Annotated in this window: 12 protein-coding genes and 2 rRNA genes (1 of these 14 cut by a window edge); 8 read left to right on the top strand and 6 right to left on the bottom strand. The window is 69.0% G+C overall.

Annotated elements, in window-relative coordinates; genetic code table 11:
- Window positions 1–37: 37 nt before the first annotated feature.
- Window positions 38–1,777: a serine/threonine-protein kinase gene (locus tag OG510_RS19795; RefSeq protein WP_406138419.1), complete on the bottom strand. Its 1,740-nt coding sequence runs from the start codon at window positions 1,775–1,777 to the stop codon at window positions 38–40.
- A gap of 63 nt (window positions 1,778–1,840) precedes the next feature.
- Window positions 1,841–3,076, bottom strand: a complete 1,236-nt coding sequence (locus OG510_RS19790; RefSeq protein ID WP_406138417.1) for a twin-arginine translocation signal domain-containing protein — start codon at window positions 3,074–3,076, stop codon at window positions 1,841–1,843.
- 403 nt (window positions 3,077–3,479) lie between these two features.
- On the opposite strand from OG510_RS19790, the gene OG510_RS19785 reads away from it, so the two are divergent.
- The 6 genes from OG510_RS19785 to OG510_RS19760 all read left to right on the top strand — a co-directional run bounded on the left by OG510_RS19785 (window position 3,480) and on the right by OG510_RS19760 (window position 10,789).
- Window positions 3,480–3,788 (top strand): hypothetical protein, encoded by a 309-nt coding sequence (locus tag OG510_RS19785; RefSeq protein WP_164265700.1) that lies wholly within the window; start codon window positions 3,480–3,482, stop codon window positions 3,786–3,788.
- 156 nt (window positions 3,789–3,944) lie between these two features.
- Window positions 3,945–4,802 (top strand): hypothetical protein, encoded by an 858-nt coding sequence (locus tag OG510_RS19780; protein ID WP_406138415.1) that lies wholly within the window; start codon window positions 3,945–3,947, stop codon window positions 4,800–4,802.
- Complete coding sequence (locus OG510_RS19775; protein WP_406138413.1) at window positions 4,792–6,150, top strand: hypothetical protein; 1,359 nt, start codon at window positions 4,792–4,794, stop codon at window positions 6,148–6,150. Before OG510_RS19780 ends, OG510_RS19775 begins: the two co-directional genes overlap by 11 nt.
- The gene (locus OG510_RS19770) at window positions 6,147–7,697 is read left to right on the top strand and encodes an SCO6880 family protein (RefSeq protein ID WP_164265692.1); all 1,551 of its coding nucleotides are present in this window, start codon (window positions 6,147–6,149) and stop codon (window positions 7,695–7,697) included. Before OG510_RS19775 ends, OG510_RS19770 begins: the two co-directional genes overlap by 4 nt.
- Before the next feature lie 10 nt (window positions 7,698–7,707).
- The gene (locus OG510_RS19765) at window positions 7,708–9,120 is read left to right on the top strand and encodes an ATP-binding protein (protein WP_164265691.1); all 1,413 of its coding nucleotides are present in this window, start codon (window positions 7,708–7,710) and stop codon (window positions 9,118–9,120) included.
- A gap of 1 nt (window position 9,121) precedes the next feature.
- Window positions 9,122–10,789 (top strand): type VI secretion protein, encoded by a 1,668-nt coding sequence (locus OG510_RS19760; RefSeq protein WP_406138411.1) that lies wholly within the window; start codon window positions 9,122–9,124, stop codon window positions 10,787–10,789.
- Between the two features lie 84 nt (window positions 10,790–10,873).
- Here OG510_RS19760 and OG510_RS19755 read toward each other — a convergent pair whose 3' ends face one another.
- Window positions 10,874–11,875, bottom strand: a complete 1,002-nt coding sequence (locus tag OG510_RS19755; RefSeq protein WP_406138409.1) for a hypothetical protein — start codon at window positions 11,873–11,875, stop codon at window positions 10,874–10,876.
- Window positions 11,876–12,103: 228 nt separating this feature from the next.
- Here OG510_RS19755 and OG510_RS19750 point away from each other — a divergent pair, with 228 nt between their 5' ends.
- Together OG510_RS19750 and OG510_RS19745 are read left to right on the top strand one after the other, a co-directional pair.
- Entirely contained in the window at window positions 12,104–12,739 is a 636-nt protein-coding gene (locus tag OG510_RS19750; protein WP_406138407.1) for a papain-like cysteine protease family protein, read from the top strand.
- 5 nt (window positions 12,740–12,744) lie between these two features.
- Complete coding sequence (locus OG510_RS19745) at window positions 12,745–13,728, top strand: hypothetical protein (RefSeq protein WP_406138405.1); 984 nt, start codon at window positions 12,745–12,747, stop codon at window positions 13,726–13,728.
- Here OG510_RS19745 and OG510_RS19740 read toward each other — a convergent pair.
- The 3 genes from OG510_RS19740 to OG510_RS19730 form a co-directional block, all read right to left on the bottom strand.
- Complete coding sequence (locus OG510_RS19740) at window positions 13,659–14,213, bottom strand: GNAT family N-acetyltransferase (RefSeq protein ID WP_406138404.1); 555 nt, start codon at window positions 14,211–14,213, stop codon at window positions 13,659–13,661. The two genes, OG510_RS19745 and OG510_RS19740, sit on opposite strands and share 70 nt — an antisense overlap.
- 125 nt (window positions 14,214–14,338) lie before the next feature.
- Window positions 14,339–14,455: ribosomal RNA gene (gene rrf, locus OG510_RS19735) — 5S ribosomal RNA — on the bottom strand.
- Window positions 14,456–14,533: 78 nt separating this feature from the next.
- Window positions 14,534–17,045, bottom strand: a 23S ribosomal RNA gene (locus tag OG510_RS19730); it runs 612 nt beyond the window's last position.

Here is a 17,045-nt window from a genome sequence, read left to right as displayed (position 1 = left end):
GTTCATGCCCGTTTCCCGGTTGCACCTCCGATCAGTACTACTTGACCGTGAATCCTCGGCAGTCGACCAGTGCGTAGTCCTTCGGAGCCCGCACATGCTCGGTCAGCAGGGACCAGTCTCCCGGGTCGTTGTCGACAGGGACGGCGGGCCGCAGCTTCCCATTCACCGCCACGCTGAAGTCATCCGGATAGGTCAGATAGAGCCATTTGGTGGGGTCCGCCGAGACATCGGCGGGCTTGCTCGCGTAGCCGAGATCGAGGTTGTTCCCCCGCTCCCCGCTGATGGGCCGTCTCGTGTTGGGGTCGATGGCATCAGGAGACTTGACGACCAGTGAGATGTAGTACGGCTTGGTGAGCTCCGGGGCGTACTCGAGCCGGAATCCGATTCTGAACTTGCCGGAGACGGATTGGGCCGTCGGATCCTCCGCGTCCGTCACTGACGTCTGGATATGTTCGAGGCGCTCCTCCGCCGGAAGGTTGCACGACTGCGTCGCCGAGTCGTAGGCGTCCCGGTTCGGGTTGGTCTGCTCGATGTACTGCGGCACCACGAGGGGCTTCTTGTCCGTGGAAGACGGTGTGCGCTGGGCGCTGCCGGACAGCCCCGGGGAGGGCGCCCGTGAGGCGTCGTCCTTTTTGCCCGGAGCCAGTTGTACAGCGACGACGGCGCCCACGGCCAGCACCAGCCCGGCGGCCCCCGCCACCAACCATGGCTTCGCCCGCCGTGGGTGCGTCGGGGGCGCGAACTCCGTAGGCGTGTAACCGGGAGCGAAGGAGCCCGAGGTCACCGTAGGCAGCCCGTGAGGCCCCGGAACGGGCCCCGCGGCCCCCGCCGCCCCACCAGGCCCCACCGTCCAGCCCGGCCCCACCGGCCCCACCGGCCCCGCAGGTCCGGCCGGCCCCGAAAGCCCCACTGGCCCCGAAGAGGCCGCCTCCGCCAAGCCCGCCAAGGCGCCGTAGAACGTGTCGTCCACCAGCGCCGCCCGTACCGAGCAGTCCGCGATGACCTCCGTGAGCGAGGGGCGGGATGCCGGGTCCTTGGCCACGCACCGCGCGATCAGCGCGGCCAGCGCCGGCTCGACGCCGTCCAGGTCGATCTCCTCGTGCACCACCCGGTAGCCGATCGCGGCCGGCTGCCCGCCGCCGAACGGAGCGCGTCCGGTCGCCGCGTACGCCATCGTCGAGCCCAGCGCGAAGACGTCCGCCGCCGGACCCACCTGATTCGCCATCAGCACCTCGGGCGCGGCGAACCCGGGGGTCCCGGGCGCGAGGCCCGTCTCGGTGAGCGCCGCGTCCCCGGTGCCGCGGGCGATCCCGAAGTCGATCAGCTGGGGCCCCTGCGCGGACAGGATGATGTTCTGCGGCTTGAGGTCCCGGTGCGTCACCCCGTACGCGTGCACACTCGCCAGCCCCTCGGCGAGCGCCGCGAACACCCCCCGGCAGGTCGCCGCCGGGAACGGCCCCCGGTCACGCACGGCATGACTGAGCGTCGGGCCCGACACATACTCGGTCGCCAGCCAGTACGGCGGCGCGGCCAGTGAGGCATCGATCAGGTTCGCCGTGTACGCGCTGCGCACCGCCCGTACGGTCTCGACCTCACGGCGGAAGCGGCCGAGCGCCTCGGGGTGGTCGGTGATCTCGTCCCTGATGACCTTGATCGCGACCAGCCGCCCACCGGGCGAACGCCCCAGATAGACCTGGCCCATGCCACCCGCCCCGAGCCTGGCGAGCAGTGCGTGCGCGCCTATCCGCGACGGATCCTGAGGTCTGAGTGCGTCCACTGGACCCACTGTTTCAGCCGATCCGGCGCCAATCAAGGGGCGTTGGCCCGCACCGCCACCGCCTCACCGGCCGCCCGCACCCTCCGGCCGGAGCTTCTTGAAGGTGTACGCACCACCGCGCGCGGCCGCCACGGATGTGCACCTCACCAGCGACCGCTGACCGCCCGACCGCGCACGCCGGTACTCGACGAGGTACGTCCCGTGCAGGACGACATGGCTGTCCGGGTCCAGCGAGCAGGTGATCGTCGTACGGGTCTCGGTACCGGTACTGGCCACCCCCGCCGGCGGCCCGGCCGCCACCCCCTGCGCAGCGCCCTCCCCATCCGCCGAAGCACCGGCAGACGCACCGGCCGACGCACCCGCAACCGCCCCGCGCTCCCGCACGGCCCGCAGCGTGATGCCGCTGACCGGCGTGCCACTGCCCGTACCGCCGCCCAGCCGGACGCCCGGCGCGGGGTGGACGAGCGCGGCGACGAACCCGCCGCCCGGGACCGCGGCGGCGAAGTCACCGTCCCAGGACCAGCCGGACTCGACGTCGTACGACAGGTCGGCCGGGCTCATCCGGTCCAGGTCGACCTGGACCGCGGGCCCGGGAGCCGTCTTCACCACCGACCCCGGCGCGGGCGAGCCGGTCGCGAAGGCCAGCACCACCTGCCCCACGGGAAGGACCACGGTCTGCCCCTGCCCCGCCAGCGGCAGCGCACAGACCGGCACCGGCGCACCCCCCTCGGGGGCGGGCTGCGCCAGCCCGCACGAGAGCGGTGTCGCGGTGGTGTCCGAGATGGTGACCGCCCCGGGCGTACCCCCGCCGATGACGGTGGAGCGCACCCCGGGGCCGACGTCGAGGGTCTGCCCCGGCGCGACCCTGGTCAGGTCCACCCCGGCGAGCCGGGCGCCCTCCGGGGTCTCGCCGGGTGTGACGAAGGCGTAGTACTGCTCGGTCCAGGCCAGTTCGGTCCGGGTGCGGTACGTGCTCGTGGAGCTCCACAGCACGGGCAGCCCCCCGGCGCTCTGCTCGCTCTGTACGGCCTTGAACATCAGCAGCCGGTGACCGGTGGAGGTCAGCTGATCCACCGTCGCGGCGGGCATGTTGACCCGGACCGCGTACCGCACACCGGGTGCGGCGAACCGGTGGGCGGCCCGCCGGGCGGGACCTGCGTGCGGGGCGGTCCGGCCGGGCTTGGCGGACGCCGTCCCGTCCGCCCCGCCCAGCAGCGCGGGGACCAGGGCTGCGGCGCCCGCTACCGCGCCGCCCGCGGAAACCTGCCTGAGAAAGGTGCGCCGGGACTGCTCAGCCATGGGATGTCCTCCGAGTCTCGCGGTGACAGGGCCGCCGGAGTCGGTCAGAGGGGCAGCCCCCGCGGGCACCTCAGCACACCCCCGTACGGCACGGTGCGAGGCACACGGCCCGGCAGGGGCGCCTGCACCCGCACGGCCGAAGAACGGGACGGAGCACGCCGCCTTCTCCCACAGCGGCGTCATTGCCCGGCGTCACCCCCCGTGATACACAGAGTAACCATGCATGTTCGACCGAACACGAGTCCGCGCCGCAGGTCAGAGCAGCATCTTCGGACAAATGTGCGGGCAAGTGGGTAAAGAGAGCCGCCGGGTTACACACGGGGGCTGTTTCATCAGCGAAGATAGGGCGTGACCCATGCACCGGAGCATGGGCACGAACTACCCGATAGGGGCGGTGAGTTACATGAACCTGGCAGCCGACAAGGGCGACATCAGCACCATCATCGGCGGAATCGCCCCCAACTGGGGGCCGTTCGGCAGCCTCGGCAACGAGGCGCGGATCATGGTCGAGGTCGTGATGGCGGTCGCCATCCTCCTCTGCCTCGGCATCGCGATCTGGGGTGCGGCCAAGCAGCGTATCGGCGCCACCGCACTGCGGGACACCTTCAGCGCGGAACAGGGCAAGGGCCTCATCGTCGCCGGACTCACCGGCGTCTTCATCATCGGCTCGCTGGGAACCGTCTTCACCATCGTGTACGGGATGGCCGTCTGACCCCGCATCATCCGTCCCGCTGTCCCCGGGCGTGCCCGGCCCACCCAGAGGTTGCGCATCCCTGATGTCGAGTCACCACTGCCCGCCCGCGCGGGAACCAGCACAGTTACCGTCGTACTGCACGACACGGCAAACGGTTGAGGGGGCGTCCGCGGCATGAGTCTCGGAGACGAGAACGACTACCGGAGCGACGCGGGCCGCTCCGACGGCCCGGGCGGCTCGGGCCAGACCCGTACCCGCCTGCCCGAGGGCGAGGGCGACCCGTACGGCGGCGCCAGACGCCCCGTACGCGCCTCGCGCTCCCTCATCACGGTCGTGGGCGTCGTGGTGCTCCTCATCGCCGCCATCGCCTTCGCCAACCGCGGCAACGGCAGCGGCGGCGACGCGTCGGACGGCAGCGACGGAGCGAAGAGGCCCGGCTCGAACGCCACAGCGGCCTCCGGCGTCAAACCGGTCACGGGCAGCAACAGCGGTATCGCGTCGGGCTTCGCCCACACGGCGCAGGGGGCCCAGAGCGCGGCGGCGAACTACGCGGTGGCACTGGGCTCCGACGGCATGTTCAAGACGGACACCCGGCACAGCATCGTGAAGGCGGTGTACGCGCCGGACGTGGCCACCGCGAGGATGAGCGATCTCGACCATGCCTACTCAGGGCAGAAGTTCCTCGCGAGCGTGGGCCTCAAAGCGGACGGCTCGGCACCCGCGGGCATGACTTTCGTCTCTCGTACCAACCCCGTCGGCACCAAGGCCGTGAAAATCGCCGCGGACACCGCCAGCATCTCAGTCTGGTACTCCTCCCTGTTCGGACTGACCGGCCAGGGCTCGACCAACCCCGTATCCGAGAGCTGGTACACGAACACCTACGAACTGAAGTGGGTCGACGGCGACTGGAAAGTCACCGGCTCCAGCCAGAAGGACGGCCCGGTGCCCGTCGGCCGCGACCAGACCGCTTCCAGCGCCAAGGACATGGCGGACGCCGTGAAACAGTTCGGAGGGTTCACGTATGCCAGGTAAGAACTCCCGTCGGACCCTCTCACTGGCCTCCATCGTCGTGACCGTACAGACAGTCGCTGTCCTACTCGCGACCCGTGCCGCTGCCGCCCCGTCACCCACTCCCAGCCCGAGCAAGGGAGGTAACGGGGGCGCCTGCAATCTGTACCAGGGCAGCGCCCGGGACCTCTGCGAAGGCGGCACCCCCGACACCAGCAACACCCCCCCGGCCGACTCCCTCGACCCCCTCTCCTCCCTCGCCAAGGGCTGCGCCGACGCCGCCGCCTGGATCGTCGGCAAGCTCTCCGACGCGGTGAAGAGCACGGCCAACGTCGACTTCACCAACAGCTCGTTCCTGCGCCAGTACGCCGTCGTCTTCGCCGCATCCACCATCCTCACGCTCGTCCTCTGGCTCCTCGCCGTGGCCAAGCGCGCCGTCCGCGGCGTCCCCCTCACCACCGCGCTCTCCGAGGCCATCGGCTTCCTCTGGCTGACCGTCATCGCCTCGGCCTTCACCCCGCTGATCCTCTACACACTGGTCTCCGCGACCGACAGCGTCACCGACGTCATCGCATCCGCCACCGGCGGCAAGAACGACGTGTTCTTCGGAGCCTTCGCCGAAGCGCTCAAGAAGGGCTCCGACATCGGCGGCGGCCCGATCATGCTGATCGTCACCTCCCTGGTGTCGATCCTCGCCGCGGGTGTCCTCTGGCTCGAACTCGTCATCAGAGCCGCCCTCCTGTACGCGGGCGCCCTCCTCGGCACCGTCGTGTACGCGGGCCTCGTCGACAAGAACATGTGGGGCCACGTCCGCCGCTGGGCCGGCATCATGATCGCGGTGATCATGGTCAAACCGGTCATCGTGATCGTGCTCGGCCTGGCCGGGGCGCTCTCCTCGGGGAAGGGCCCCAACTCCTTCTCGGCCGTCGTCTCCGGCCTCGCGATCATCCTCCTCGCCATCTTCGCCAGCGGCATGATCTACCGCTTCGTCCCCGGCTTCGGTGACGAGGTCGCCGCCTCCCGCACCAACCGCAAGTCCGCGACGGACGGCTCCCAGGCCGCCGCCATGATCAGCTCACCCGCCGCCCTCGTCTCCCAGGGCATCAAGACCCACAGCAGCCGCGGCGGCGGAGGCGGAAACGACAGCGGGAGCGGCGGCGGAGGCGGCGGACGCCCCGCCAACCCCATCTCCGGAGGTGTGGCGGCCCACAGCAGCCGCGGCGGCTCCGGCGGACAGAGCGGCGGACAAGGCGGCCAGGGCGGCGGCGGAACCGGCGGAAGGATCCCCAAGGCCGCGTCCCCGCCCGGTAAGCCGAGCAGCTCCGGAACCCACAGCACACGCAACAACGGCACAGGAGGAGGAGGGCGTTGACGACCCAGTCCCAACCGGTCGCGCCCCGCCGGACGTATCTGATCGGCCGCGCCCGGCCATCGGCGATCGTCGGCAAGAACCGCGAGACGGGCGAGATCGCACTGATCATCGCGGGCGCCTTCATCGGCATGATGTGCGGACTCCTCGTCCCCGTCCTGCCCCTGCGCATCGTGACGCTGACCGGCTTCCCGCTGCTGGCACTCGCCGCGGTGTACGTCCCGTACAAACACCGCACGTTCTACAAGTGGTTCGAGATCAACCGCAGCTACAAGCGCTCCCTGCGCCGCGGCACCGCCTACCGCTCCCCCACCATGGAGGCGGGCATCGCGCTCGACGGCCGTGAGGTCGAGGTCGGCCCGCCGCCCGGCATCGGCCGGATCAACTGGCTGGCCGCCCCCTTCGGCCCCGACGAGATCGCCGTACTCCTGCACGCCGACCGGCGCACCGTCACCGCCGCCATCGAGATCGAGGGCCCGGGCGTCGGCCTGCGCGACTCGGAGGACCAGGAAGCCCTGGTGGACCGGTTCGGCACACTGCTCAAGCACGTGGCCAACGGCGACGGCTTCGTCACCCGCCTGCAGATCCTCGCCCGTACGCTCCCCGCCGACCCCGACGCGCACGCCAAGGACGTCGCCCAGCGCGGCGACCCCCGCGCCCCCGGCTGGCTCCAGGACTCGTACGACCAGCTCGCCTCCATGGTCTCCACCTCCAGCGAGCAGCACCGCGCGTACCTGGTCGCCTGTATGCACTACACCCGCGAACTGGCGTCCGAAGCCCACACCATGGCCCGCGCCGCCCGGCCCTCCGCGGGCCGCAAGCTCGACAAGGACGCCGGCCTCGCGGTCGTCATGGCCCGCGAGCTCACCGACATCTGCGCCCGTCTCGCCGAGGCCGACATCCGGGTACGCCAGCCCCTCGGCCAGGGACGGCTCTCCTCGCTCGTGCACTCCATGTACGACCCGGACCACCCCATCGACCACATCCAGGCGATGACCAAGCGCAACGCCTGGCCCGCCGAACTCGACGCCATGGAGCCCACCTACCTCCAGGCGAAGACCCGCGAGTCCTCCACCCGCGCCCCCTGGTGCCACGCCACGGCCTGGGTGAAGGAGTGGCCGATGACCCCCGTCGGCGTCAACTTCCTCGCCCCGCTGCTCGTCCACACCCCGGACGTGATCCGCACGGTCGCCGTCTGCATGGACCTCGAACCGACCGAGGTCGCCATCGAGCGCATGCTCACCGAGAAGACCAACGACGAGGCGGAGGCATCCCGCGCCGCCAAGATGAACCGGACCGTCGACCCGCGCGACGTCGCCACCCACGGCCGTCTCGACCAGCGCGGCGAAGACCTCGCCAGCGGGGCGGCCGGCGTCAACCTGGTCGGGTACATCACGGTCTCGTCCCGCTCACCCGAAGCACTGGCCCGCGACAAGCGGACCATCCGCGCATCGGCCGGCAAGTCGTATCTCAAGCTCGAATGGTGCGACCGCGAGCACCACCGGGCCTTTGTGAATACGCTGCCGTTCGCGACCGGCATCCGCCGATAGGGGACCTGTGATGCGAGATCCGATGTCAGCCGTCACCGACGCCTTCTCCGCGTTCCTCTTCGGCAAGGTCGAGACGACACGCCTCCCCGTCCGTACGTCCACCGGCCAGGCCCAGGCGGTCTACCTGCCGACCGCCGCACCCGGCCTCGGCGACTCCGGCGTGATCATCGGCCGCGAGGTCTACTCGGGCAAGGGGTACATCTACGACCCCTTCCAGCTGTACGGACAGCAACTGCCCGCCCCGCACTGGCTGGTGCTCGGCGAATCCGGCAACGGCAAGTCCTCCCTGGAGAAGACCTACGTCCTGCGCCAGCTGCGCTTCAAGGACCGCCAGGTCGTGGTCCTCGACGCCCAGGGCGAGGACGGCGCCGGTGAATGGGCCCTCATCGCCCAGCAGCTGGGTATAACCCCCATCCGGCTTGACGCGATGGCCGCGCTCGACCACGGCATCCGGCTCAACCCGCTGGATCCGGCCATCGCCACCACGGGCCAGCTCGCCCTGCTCCGTACGATCATCGAAGTCGCCATGGGCCACGGCCTGGACGAACGCTCGGGGTTCGCGCTCAAGGTGGCCCACGCCTATGTCAACGAGACGATCACCGACCGCCAGCCCGTCCTCACCGACATCGTCGAACAGCTCCGCCACCCCGAACCCGAGTCGGCGGAAGCGATGAACGTCGGAGTCGACGACGTACGGGCCTGGGGCCTCGACGTCGCGCTCGTCCTGGACCGCCTGGTGGACGGTGACCTGCGCGGCATGTTCGACGGCCCGACCTCGGTCGGTATCGACCTGGACGCCCCGCTCATCGTCTTCGACCTGTCGCACATCGACCGCAACTCCATCGCCATGCCCATCCTGATGGCGATCGTCGGTGTCTGGCTGGAACACACCTGGATCCGCCCCGACCGCAAGAAGCGCATCTTCCTGGTCGAAGAGGCGTGGCACATCATCAACAGCCCGTTCGTGGCCCAGCTCTTCCAGCGCCTGCTGAAGTTCGGGCGCCGGCTCGGCCTGTCGTTCGTGGCGGTGGTCCACCACCTCTCGGACGTCGTGGACGGGGCAGCGGCCCGGGAAGCGGCGGCCATCCTGAAGATGGCTTCGACCCGGACGATCTACGCCCAGAAGGCCGACGAGGCCCGGGCGACCGGCCGGGTACTCGGCCTGCCGCGCTGGGCCGTCGAGATCATCCCCACACTCACCCCGGGCATCGCCGTCTGGGACGTCAACGGCAACGTCCAGGTCGTCAAACACCTGATCACCGAGGCCGAACGCCCGCTGGTCTTCACCGACCGGGCCATGACCGAGTCGTCCACCCCGGACGCCGACGACGCGCTCACCCTCCAGCTGGAGACGGAGGCGGAGGAGCGGGCGGCCAGGATCGAGCGGCAGCTGAACGAATCCTCAGAGTCGACGGTGGCCTGATATGCGCGACACCCCGCACCACGGGCACCCCCAGCCGCACGAACAGCACCAGCCCTACCCGCCACACCAACACCACGCGTCACAGCAGCACCCGTCACCGCACCACCCGTCACAGCAGCAGCCGCCCCGGCCGCAGCCCCGCGGAATCCCGGACGGACTGCTGATCGCGCTGATCGTCTTCCTGCTCGGCCTGACCTTCCTGGTCTGGCTGGCCACCGGCCTCGCCGCGCTGTTCGCCCACGGGGCGTGGCCGCACGGCGTGACCGTGCAGCACACCCCCGTGGCCATGCGCGAACTGGCCGCGTCCCCGCACGACATCGCCGCCGCCTGGCCGGACACCCCACCCGACGCGCTCTCGGGCTACGGGCTGTTCTGGGGCCTGCTCATCAGCGAAGTCCTGGTCCTGGTGGTGCTGACCGTGTTCATCCTCGGCACCGTGACCCGCTGGCGCGCGGTACGCGCCGCCCGGCGGGAAGCCGCGGCCCGACCGGGCCCGGACCCCGCCGGCACACCGCGCGTCACACCCCCGAGGTCACCGGAACGGACCACGCAGGACCCGCACACGCCCCCAGAGCCGTACGCGGCCCAGGGCACCGAACAGTCCGCACCCGCGGCCACCCCCGACCCGGGCATCCCGGCCCCGGCCACCCCGAGCACCTCGACGACCCCGGCGCCCCTCACCCCCGACCTGATCGCCCCCGTCCCGTCCACCGCCGAGGCACTCCTCCCGGTCCCCCTGCTCCGCCTCGGCCCGGCGCCCGCCCGCCGGGCCGCCGCGGTCCAGGCCCTGAGCGACGCGGCGGGCCCCGCACTCGTCGTCACCTCGTCCCCCGCGGTCTGGTCGGAGACCAAGGACGCCCGGGCCAAGCTCGGCCCCGTCCTCGTCTACGACCCCGGCCACCTCTGCGACACCCCCGCCCGCCTCCACTGGTCCCCCACCAGCGGCTGCGAGGACGCCGACACCGCGACCGCCCGGGCCGTCGCACTGCTCGCACCGGTCAGGCCGACCGCCCGGATCGACTCCACCATGGCCGACACCGCCGAGACGCTCCTGGCCGGCTGGCTTCACGCCGCGGCCGTGGACGGCCGCCCCTTCCGGCAGGTGCACCGCTGGGCCCAGGGCGCCGGCCAGGCACAGGAGCCCGTACGTATCCTGCGCACCCACACACGGGCCCGCTCCGGAGCGGCAGGTCTCCTTGAGTCGGCGCTCACCGCCCACCCCGAACGCCGGGACATGGCACAGGAGCTGACGGTACGTGCGCTGAACGCGCTCTCCTCGGTCCACATCCGCGAAGCCTGCACACCGAACCGAACCGATACGGTCACGCTGGAATCATTCATCCACGAGGGGGGCACTCTCTATGTGGTGGGTGAAGCAATCGAGGACCCGCGCACGCACCCCGGCGCCATGCCGTTGCTCACCGCACTCACCTCCAGCGTGGTCGAGCACGGCCGCCGCTTGGCCGCACGGTCAACTGACGGTCGGCTCGACCCACCAATGACGCTCGTCCTCGACGACGTCGCCGCCGTGGCGCCCTTCCCTTATCTGCCCGAGCTGCTGACGAACGGCCAGGAGCAGGGTCTGCACCCGCTGGCGCTGCTCCGCTCCCGCGAACAGGCCCGCACCCGCTGGCCGCACCACGAACTGCCCGACGCCACCCCCTTCTGACGGCGAGCGGCCCACTCGGCGGAGCCCTGCTCACGGCCCGGAACCCTGCTCACGGCCCGGAGCCCTATTCCCAGCCCCGGGGCCCTACTCCCAGTCCCAGTCGATCCCGACCCGCCCCGGCCGTACCTCCTGCTCCACCGTATGGACGGACCGGTAGAGACCACTGAGCGTCAGATCCCTGCGGGCCCCCCGCGCCGTCCCCGCCGTGGCCTGCGCGAAGCGTCGGCACCGCACCGGGAGCGCGTGCTCGTCGAAGCGGACCTGAAGGACGTACTGCCCGCCGGCGAAGCTGAACCCGCGCACATACTCGCTGCTGGGCCCCCCGGTGCCGTCCTCGAACCCGTACCCGAACACATAGGTCTCCCCCGCCCGCAGCCGGGCGTCGAACAGCAGCTCCGCCACGACCACCCCGGTCTCCCGCTCCCACCGCACCCGCCCGGTACGGCAGTTCTCCCCGGCCAGGACCTCCACCCGCGCAGGATCGCACCCCGGATCCCCGTGGTGGATGGCCACATAGCGGTCCACCCCGTCCCGGTGCGCGCGGACCACATGCTGCGAGGAACGGCCGACCAGACGGCGGTCGGCACCGATCCGTACGGACTCGTGGTGGCCCACCGTGTGCAGCCCGCCGTCCGCCGGGCTCTCCATCTCGGCGAGCAGCCCCTCCAGGACGGCCGCGCCCGCCACCAGCGAACGGTACGAGCGTCCGGGCGGCCGCTCACCGGCCCCTCTCGCCCCACCGCGCGCCCCACCGCCCGCCGCCCCGCCGGGCCCGTCCGCGAGCAGCCGCACCAGTGCACCGGGCGGCAGCCGCAGCACCTCCTCCAGCGCACCCACCGCCCGCAGCGACTCGGCCCGCATGGGCCTGCGTACCCCCTGCTGCCAGTAACTGAGGCTCGTCACACCGACCTTGATGCCCCGGCTCGCCAGATGGTGCTGGACCCGGTGCAGCGGCAGCCCCCGCACCGCGAGGGCCGTACGCAGCGCCAGGTGGAAGGGGCCGGTGTGCAGGGCCCGGGCGAGTTCGGCCCCGTCAGCCACCGGGCCGGGCCCCGTGGTCCGTGCCCTCTCCTCCATCTCCTCCATCAGCGCCTCTCCGGATCCGGTGAACATTCACGGCGGCCGGCGGACCGGCACGGCGGCCGGAGCAGCCGTGCAGGTGGGGAGGGGGGCCGTTCACAGCCGGCCACGCGCCATTCACAGTGCCGTGTACCCGCGTATTCAACCGCGTTGACCGGGACGCAACAACACCCGATGCTCACCACAGCGTCCGGACGCACTCCTCCAATCCACCCCCACCCCGGGAGGAACGCGATGCGCACCCACAGGAGACGGCTGGCCCTGGCCGCCATCGGCACAGCGGCGGCCCTGTTCGCCCTGCCCACCACCACAGCGGCGGCCGCCCCGGCGACCGGCACCAACGCCGCAGCCGGCACCCCGGCCACGACCACCACAGCAGGGGCGGCGGCGGGCGCCAAACGCCTCGACATCACCATGCAGGAGCAGGAACAGACCAACTGGTGCTGGGCCGCGACCGGCAACACCATCGCCGGCTGGTACGGCCGCGACTACAGCCAGAACCAGTTCTGCAACGCCGCCTTCGGCCGCAGCCAGAACGGCACCTGCCCCAACGACCAGGCGACCCTCGCCAACGTGCAGACCGGCCTCAACTGGGCGGGCATCAGCCCCGGTTCGTACGTCACCGGCTGGCTCCAGTACTCCACCGTGCAGACCGAGATCAACGCCGGCCGCCCGATAGCCGACCGCATCCAGTGGTCGAGCGGCGGCGGGCACATGAATGTGATCTACGGGTACGACACGGCAAGCGACTGGGTCTACTGGGGCGACCCGTGGCCGTCGGACAACCGCTACAACTGGGCGGCGCACGACTGGTACGTCAGCAACAACGAGTTCTCCTGGACCCACTCGCTCTACCGGATCGGGGCGTGACCACCATGCAGCGACCCCTCAGCCCCACGCACCCCACCCCGCACGGCCGCACCATCCTGCGAGCGGCTGTCGCCGGAGCCGCGGCCACGGCGGTACTCGCACTCGCCCCCAGCGCCTCGGCCGCCGACCACTCCACCGGCCACCCCACCGGGCAGACCCCGCGCCTCACCGCTTCGGCGGCCGACCGCGACGCCGCCCAGCGGGCAGTGACCTCCCCCGCCACGCTGCACACGCTGGCACGCTTCTTCGCCGAATCCCCGGGCGCCCGCCCGCAGTCGGCAGCGGCGGCGAGCCCGGCATCGGCCCCGGCCCCGCAGATCAAGGGCCAGGCCGTGCCCGTCTATACACTCTCCCCGGACTTCGTCGCCGCCCGCACGGGCGCCCCGGTGGCCCGGCTGGACTTCCTGGCCGGCACCGCGGTCTCGGCCGACGGCCGGAAGGCATCGGTGTGGACGGTCCCCGAGGGGACGTCCTGGCAGGTGGTGAACATCGCCACCGGCGACGACGAGACCCGGTACGCGGGACAGGGCGCGGCCAAGCTCCCCGGCGGCACGGTCTTCCGCGAGCCGCAGATCAACGCCTGGTACGTCACGAAGGGCACCCGGGTGCTGCCCCTGGACTCCGAAGCCGTACGCGCGGTGGGCGCCGGGGGAACGACACTCGCCGCCTACCAGCACCGCGTGCACCAGGCGTACGGCGACAAACTCCCGGGCTCCGCCTACGCGAAGAAGGGCGAGGCGGGCGGGTACGCCGAGAACACGGGCACGGGCACGGACACGCACCGCACCGCCCCGCACACCACCACGGCGGCCCACTCCGCGACCGCCGCACCGGACTCGCCAGCGACGGCTCTGCTGGCAGGCGGGGCGGGGGTGCTGGTGCTGGGCATGGGCGCCCTGTTCGTACGCCGCACGGCCCGTCACTCCGGGCGGTCGACCACCATCTCCAACTCGTGCTCGCCTGCCTCACCGGGGGCCGGGACGGAGTAACCGGTCGGCACGAAGCCGATCTTGCGGTAGAAGCCGGCAGCCCGGCCGTTGGCCTGGTGCACGAAGAGCCGCACCCGCTCGATCCGCGGCTCCTTCAGCGACCAGGCCCACTCCATCGCCACCCGGAAGAGCTCCTGGGTGAGACCCGTCCCACGGCACTCGGGGCGTACGTACACAGCGACCAGGTGGGCCTGCGACACAGAACTCACTTCCCCGAAGACCCCCTCGGCCCCGACGGGCTCGACCAGCACGACCACCGTGCCGGACCAGACCCCGTCGGGGCCCTCGGCGATGAACTGCCGGGCGGCACCACCGTGCGAGGCCCCGGCGGCCCGGTCCTGCCAGAAGGAATCGGGGCGGGCCGCGGCGTCTTCGTAGGTCTCCAGATAGGCAAGGGGTGCTACGGGATCCTGGAGGGCGATCAGCCGCAGCTCCTTGGCCTTGAGCCACTCATCGGCACGCAGGGCTCGTATGACGTCGTCCATGCCGGGATCCTGCCAGACAGGCCGGCAGGACCGCACATGGATTTGCCCTGCTGGTGAACTGCACGTGGACGCAGAAATGCCTCAGCCCCGAACCAGTAAATGGTCCGGGGCTGAGGCTAAAAATTGTTCGGCGGCGTCCTACTCTCCCACAGGGTCCCCCCTGCAGTACCATCGGCGCTGAAAGGCTTAGCTTCCGGGTTCGGAATGTAACCGGGCGTTTCCCTAACGCAATGACCACCGAAACACTATGAAATTAACCAACACCGGATACAACACGGTCGTTCGTTATTTCAGAACTAACACAGTGGACGCGAGCAACTGAGGACAAGCCCTCGGCCTATTAGTACCAGTCAGCTCCACCCGTTACCGGGCTTCCACATCTGGCCTATCAACCCAGTCGTCTACTGGGAGCCTTAACCCCTCAAAGGGGGAGGGAACACTCATCTCGAAGCAGGCTTCCCGCTTAGATGCTTTCAGCGGTTATCCTTTCCGAACGTAGCCAACCAGCCATGCCCTTGGCAGGACAACTGGCACACCAGAGGTTCGTCCGTCCCGGTCCTCTCGTACTAGGGACAGCCCTTCTCAATATTCCTACGCGCGCAGAGGATAGGGACCGAACTGTCTCACGACGTTCTAAACCCAGCTCGCGTACCGCTTTAATGGGCGAACAGCCCAACCCTTGGGACCGACTCCAGCCCCAGGATGCGACGAGCCGACATCGAGGTGCCAAACCATCCCGTCGATATGGACTCTTGGGGAAGATCAGCCTGTTATCCCCGGGGTACCTTTTATCCGTTGAGCGACAGCGCTTCCACAAGCCACTGCCGGATCACTAGTCCCGACTTTCGTCCCTGCTCGACCCGTCGGTCTCACAGTCAAGCTCCCTTGTGCACTTACACTCAACACCTGATTGCCAACCAGGCTGAGGGAACCTTTGGGCGCCTCCGTTACTCTTTAGGAGGCAACCGCCCCAGTTAAACTACCCATCAGACACTGTCCCTGATCCGGATCACGGACCGAGGTTAGACATCCAGCACGACCAGAGTGGTATTTCAACGACGACTCCACAACCACTGGCGTGGCCGCTTCACAGTCTCCCACCTATCCTACACAAGCCGAACCGAACACCAATATCAAACTGTAGTAAAGGTCCCGGGGTCTTTCCGTCCTTCTGCGCGAAACGAGCATCTTTACTCGTAGTGCAATTTCACCGGGCCTATGGTTGAGACAGTCGAGAAGTCGTTACGCCATTCGTGCAGGTCGGAACTTACCCGACAAGGAATTTCGCTACCTTAGGATGGTTATAGTTACCACCGCCGTTTACTGGCGCTTAAGTTCTCAGCTTCGCCACACCGAAATGTGACTAACCGGTCCCCTTAACGTTCCAGCACCGGGCAGGCGTCAGTCCGTATACATCGCCTTACGGCTTCGCACGGACCTGTGTTTTTAGTAAACAGTCGCTTCTCGCTGGTCTCTGCGGCCACCCCCAGCTCACACCGTAAAGATGATCACCAGGAATGGCCCCCCTTCTCCCGAAGTTACGGGGGCATTTTGCCGAGTTCCTTAACCATAGTTCACCCGAACGCCTCGGTATTCTCTACCTGACCACCTGAGTCGGTTTAGGGTACGGGCCGCCATGAAACTCGCTAGAGGCTTTTCTCGACAGCATAGGATCATCCACTTCACCACAATCGGCTCGGCATCAGGTCTCACCCACATGTCATCCGGATTTACCTGGACAACGGGCTACACCCTTACCCCGGGACAACCACCGCCCGGGCTGGACTACCTTCCTGCGTCACCCCATCGCTTACCTACTACCACCTTGGTTCAGCGGCTCCACCACTCCCCTTTCCCCGAAGGGTCCAGGACGGCTTCACGGCCTTAGCATTAATGGGCTCAGTACTGGGCGTTTCAAAGCGGGTACCGGAATATCAACCGGTTGTCCATCGACTACGCCTGTCGGCCTCGCCTTAGGTCCCGACTTACCCTGGGCAGATCAGCTTGACCCAGGAACCCTTAGTCAATCGGCGCACACGTTTCTCACGTGTGTATCGCTACTCATGCCTGCATTCTCACTCGTGAACCGTCCACAACTCGCTTCCGCGGCTGCTTCACCCGGCACACGACGCTCCCCTACCCATCCATACAGGCGTTAGCCCTATGTGTATGAATGACACGACTTCGGCGGTACGCTTGAGCCCCGCTACATTGTCGGCGCGGAATCACTTGACCAGTGAGCTATTACGCACTCTTTCAAGGATGGCTGCTTCTAAGCCAACCTCCTGGTTGTCTCTGCGACTCCACATCCTTTTCCACTTAGCGTACGCTTAGGGGCCTTAGTCGATGCTCTGGGCTGTTTCCCTCTCGACCATGGAGCTTATCCCCCACAGTCTCACTGCCGCGCTCTCACTTACCGGCATTCGGAGTTTGGCTAAGGTCAGTAACCCGGTAGGGCCCATCGCCTATCCAGTGCTCTACCTCCGGCAAGAAACACACGACGCTGCACCTAAATGCATTTCGGGGAGAACCAGCTATCACGGAGTTTGATTGGCCTTTCACCCCTAACCACAGGTCATCCCCCAGGTTTTCAACCCTGGTGGGTTCGGTCCTCCACGACCTCTTACAGCCGCTTCAACCTGCCCATGGCTAGATCACTCCGCTTCGGGTCTAGAGCGTGCAACTCAAACGCCCTATTAGGACTCGCTTTCGCTACGGCTTCCCCACACGGGTTAACCTCGCTACACACCGCTAACTCGCAGGCTCATTCTTCAAAAGGCACGCAGTCACGACCCACATTCCGAAGAACATGAGCGACGCTCCCACGGCTTG

It is taken from the genome of Streptomyces sp. NBC_01089 (genome assembly GCF_045162975.1).
Classification (GTDB): Bacteria; Actinomycetota; Actinomycetes; order Streptomycetales; family Streptomycetaceae; genus Streptomyces.
This window is presented reverse-complemented; position numbering and strand designations above follow the sequence as displayed.